Below are 3,854 nucleotides of genomic sequence, written 5' to 3'. Positions count from 1 at the left end.
GCTTCATTGCCGGTTTCGGTCAAGAAAATATGAGCCTGGCGCTGGTCCGTCGTCGAGCCCTGCTTCTTGACGAACCCCTGTGTCTGCAGTCGCGAAATCGTCTTGGTGATCGTCGGCGGGCGCACGCCCAGCCGCTTGGCAAGAATGCTGGGTGACAGGCCGTCCTCATGCGCAAGTTGCAGCATCACGGCATCCTGTCCCGCATAGAAGCCGTGGCCGAGGAGCCGCATCGCCAATGCCGTCCGCGTCAGCCGCGCGGTCGATTGCAGACGATGAAGAATGAGGGGCTTACGATCCTTGACCATTCAAACTCCTGCTCGCTTTTCAGCGTTGTTCCGTTGATGATAAGACGGCTAGCTCTGTTTGGTGGATGGCAATTAACAGACAAAGTTTATTACGCAGATAGTTTCGTGGTGATCGCCAACTTGCTCGCGTAAAGATCGCTCACCAGAGTTGACCTAGACCCACTATTCGCCCGGCGAAACCGCGTTACAACGCTTATATGACAATCTGATGAAATTTGCCGACGAATTGGCAGCAAAGCAAAAATATGCATATTGCTTATACGTCGTATGATTTAGAGCGGACGTTCCCCCCACTCTCGGATGTCGATATAATCAAGCAAAGCGCCCCTATAGATGAGTTCCCGATGCCGACACCAGCAACACATACGATTGCAATCCTGCCGCTTGGCGCCCACGAGCAGCATGGTCCGCATCTGCCCTTCGAAACCGATGCGCTGATCGCAGCCGGCGTGGTCGGCCGGCTCAAGGCGGCGCTTCCGCAAACGCTCTCGGTCGAATTTCTACCGGTCGAACCCGTTGGCTATTCCGTAGAACACATGGATGTCGCGGGTACGAAAACGCTCGCCTTTGATGAAGCCGCGCATCGCTGGATCGGTATCGGCGAAGCACTTTCCCAACGCGGCATTTCGAAGCTCGTCATCCTGAACGCGCATGGGGGCAACTCACCCCTGATGACAATTGTTGCGACCGAACTGCGCGTCCGGTTCAATATGCTTGCGGTGGCGACGAGCTGGGCCCGGTTCGGTCTGCCGGAAGGTCTTATTTCAGCGGAAGAGAAAGCATTGGACATTCATGGCGGCTTCATCGAGACATCGGTGATGCTCGCGCTCTTTCCGCAATATGTGGATATGGCAAAAGCTGGAAATTTTGACACCCGCCAGCGCCAATATACGGAAGACTACAAGCATTTGCGGGCCTATGGTCCGCACGCCTTTGGCTGGAAGATGATCGATCTCAACCCTCAAGGCGTCGCCGGGGATGCGGCGCGCGCCACCGTGGAGGCCGGCGAGGCCATCATAGCCCACAGCATCAAGGGCCTTGTCGAACTCCTTGAGGATGTCGACCGGTTCGATACCTCCACTCTTACCTAGATCTTTCGATGATGCTCAACGCAATTGAATCACCCATTCACGCAATTCAAGGCAAAGGGTGTGGCAATATGTAATCTTATCACCTATATCGTGGGTCAATCCATTCAAAGAGGCGCACGATGAGTGAAGCTCAGACGACATCCGCTGCCGCGGCAGTGACGGGGCGCGCAGCCCAGATCCCTGTAACCGTATTGACCGGCTATCTCGGCTCGGGAAAGACCACGTTGCTCAATCGCATCCTGAGCGAAGACCACGGCAAGCGATATGCCGTCATTGTCAACGAATTCGGCGAAATCGGCATCGACAACGACCTCATCGTCGAATCCGACGAAGAAATCTACGAGATGAACAATGGCTGCATTTGCTGCACCGTTCGCGGTGACCTTATTCGCGTCGTCGAAGGCCTGATGCGTCGTCCGGGTCGTTTCGACGCCATCATCGTCGAAACAACCGGCCTTGCCGATCCTGTGCCGGTGGCCCAGACGTTCTTCATGGACGACGACGTACGCAGCAAGACCGCGCTCGATGCAGTCGTCGCGCTCGTCGATGCCAAGCATCTGCCGCTTCGCCTGAAGGATAGCCGTGAAGCCGAAGACCAGATCGCCTTCGCCGATGTCGTACTCTTGAACAAGACCGATCTCGTTTCCGCCGAAGAACTCGCGGCCGTGGAGGCGACTGTTCGTGCAATCAATCCGCATGCGGTCATTCATCGTACCGAGCGTGCCGGCATCGACCTGTCCCGCGTACTTGACCGCGGTGCCTTCGATCTGAAGCGGGCGCTCGATAGCGATCCACACTTCCTCGACCATGACCACCCAGACCATGCCTGCGGTCCGGACTGCGATCACCACCATCATGATCACGACCATGACCACCATGATCATGATCATGGGCACCATCATCATGATCACGTTTCGCCCATCCACGACGTAACGGTCCAATCGGTTTCGTTGCGGACCGGTGAACTCAACCCCGATAGATTCTTCCCGTGGATCCAGAAAATCACCCAGGAACAGGGCCCAAACATTCTGCGTCTCAAGGGGATCCTGGCGTTCAAGGAGGATCATGAGCGATATGTGATCCAGGGCGTGCACATGATCATCGAGGGCGACCATCAACGCGCCTGGAAGGATGGAGAAACGCGGGAAAGCCGGTTGGTCTTCATCGGCCGCCAACTCGATCACGCCGCCTTGAAGGCCGGCCTCGAAAGCTGCCTCTAGGATCACTTATGCCGACCATTGCACCGCTCGATCTGGCCAGCCATTGCGTTGACGCGCGCTTCGTCCAAGATATTCCTTTCTTTGCCTTGGCGGATGGTACCCTCCACAGGCTCGACCACGGTCACAAGACAACTGAGGTGCATGATGGTCTTCTGTGCGCCGTTCCCTCAGTCGATGGTAAGTTGTTGCTTACTGGAGGCGAAGACGGACGGGTCTGTGCCACGGGGCTCGATGGAGCAGCAAAGGAGCTTAGCAACCTGCCTCGCAAATGGATGACCGCGCTGGCGGCCGCGCCAAACGGGGCCATTGCCTTTGCTTCCGGGCGGTCTGCATGGACCCGTTCTGTCGACGGCACATTGCGCGAATTTGCGCATGAACGCAGTGTTGAGGGCATTGCCTTCGCACCGAAGGGTCTGCGCCTCGCGATTGCCCGCTATAATGGCGTTACCCTGCATTGGCCGGCAACCAACAGTCCGCCTACGGAACTCGAGTGGAAGGGCGCCCACGTATCGGTGGTCTTTTCGCCCGACAACCGGTTCCTCGTAACATCGATGCAGGAGAATGCCCTGCACGGCTGGCGTCTTGAAGACAATCGCCATATGCGCATGACGGGCTATCCGAACAAGGTGAAAAGCTGGTCGTGGAGTGCTAAGGGCAAATGGCTGGCGACATCCGGCGCGCCCGCTGCGATTATATGGCCCTTCGCCGGCAAGGACGGTCCGATGGGCAAGGCGCCGCTCGAGCTTGGGACGCGCGCGGACAGCCTCGTGACCGCGGTTGCCTGCCATCCGGCCGAGGAAATCGTGGCAATCGGCTATTCAGACGGGATGATTCTTGTTGGACGCTTTACCGACCAGAAGGAAGTCCTGCTGCGCCGACCCGGCAAGGGTGCCGTTTCCTCCATGAATTGGGATTCGTCTGGCCATCGGCTGGTCTTCGGTTCGGAAGCCGGTGATTGCGGTGTGGTCGACATTACAGCGTGATACCTGGCGTATTCATCAAACAGTCAACGCTTGAAGCAATTTTCTCGATGCCATCGTAAGGAATGCGGGCGTGGCCTGTGATTAACGTTGTGGAACGCTTGCTCGCCCAGTCTTATTGAAAAACACTTGTTGCCTGGCTGAGTAAATTAGCCGCTTGAACGCAAGAAAGCCCGGCGTGGCCGGGCTTTTGGGATGAAGTTTGCTGCTGCGATGGAGGTTCCGGTTGCGCGTTCGTTCGCCGCCGCTGTGATGCCG

General features: G+C 57.2%; 4 protein-coding genes. 3 read left to right on the top strand and 1 reads right to left on the bottom strand.

Annotated features, from left to right (window positions below):
* Nucleotides 1-305, bottom strand: a 305-nt coding sequence (locus tag AAAB35_RS14320; protein WP_340668955.1) for a MarR family transcriptional regulator, incomplete at its 3' end; no start/stop codon positions are given.
* A gap of 344 nt (nt 306-649) precedes the next feature.
* Between AAAB35_RS14320 and AAAB35_RS14315 the strand changes: the two genes are divergently transcribed.
* The 3 genes from AAAB35_RS14315 (at nt 650) to AAAB35_RS14305 (ending at nt 3,599) form a co-directional block, all read left to right on the top strand.
* Nucleotides 650-1,396, top strand: coding sequence for a creatininase family protein (locus tag AAAB35_RS14315; RefSeq protein ID WP_340668954.1), 747 nt, complete (start codon nt 650-652; stop codon nt 1,394-1,396).
* A 119-nt stretch (nt 1,397-1,515) separates the two neighbouring features.
* On the top strand, nt 1,516-2,616 hold the full coding sequence (locus AAAB35_RS14310; protein WP_340668952.1) for a GTP-binding protein: 1,101 nt from the start codon (nt 1,516-1,518) through the stop codon (nt 2,614-2,616).
* 8 nt (nt 2,617-2,624) lie between these two features.
* Nucleotides 2,625-3,599 carry a WD40 repeat domain-containing protein gene (locus tag AAAB35_RS14305; RefSeq protein WP_340668951.1) on the top strand — a complete coding sequence of 325 codons (975 nt, stop codon included), beginning with the start codon at nt 2,625-2,627 and terminating at the stop codon, nt 3,597-3,599.
* The last annotated feature ends 255 nt before the right edge of the window (nt 3,600-3,854 follow it).

This window comes from Phyllobacterium sp., from assembly GCF_037994425.1.
Taxonomy (GTDB): Bacteria; Pseudomonadota; Alphaproteobacteria; order Rhizobiales; family Rhizobiaceae; genus Phyllobacterium.
Note: the sequence above shows the minus strand (reverse complement) of the source record. Positions and strands in the feature narration are given on the sequence as shown.

What these genes read in the sequence shown, in the direction of transcription:
- AAAB35_RS14315 (WP_340668954.1), top strand. Translation starts at nt 650, where the DNA reads ATGCCGACACCAGCAACACATACGATTGCAATCCTGCCGCTTGGCGCC.
- AAAB35_RS14310 (WP_340668952.1), top strand. Translation starts at nt 1,516, where the DNA reads ATGAGTGAAGCTCAGACGACATCCGCTGCCGCGGCAGTGACGGGGCGC.
- AAAB35_RS14305 (WP_340668951.1), top strand. Translation starts at nt 2,625, where the DNA reads ATGCCGACCATTGCACCGCTCGATCTGGCCAGCCATTGCGTTGACGCG.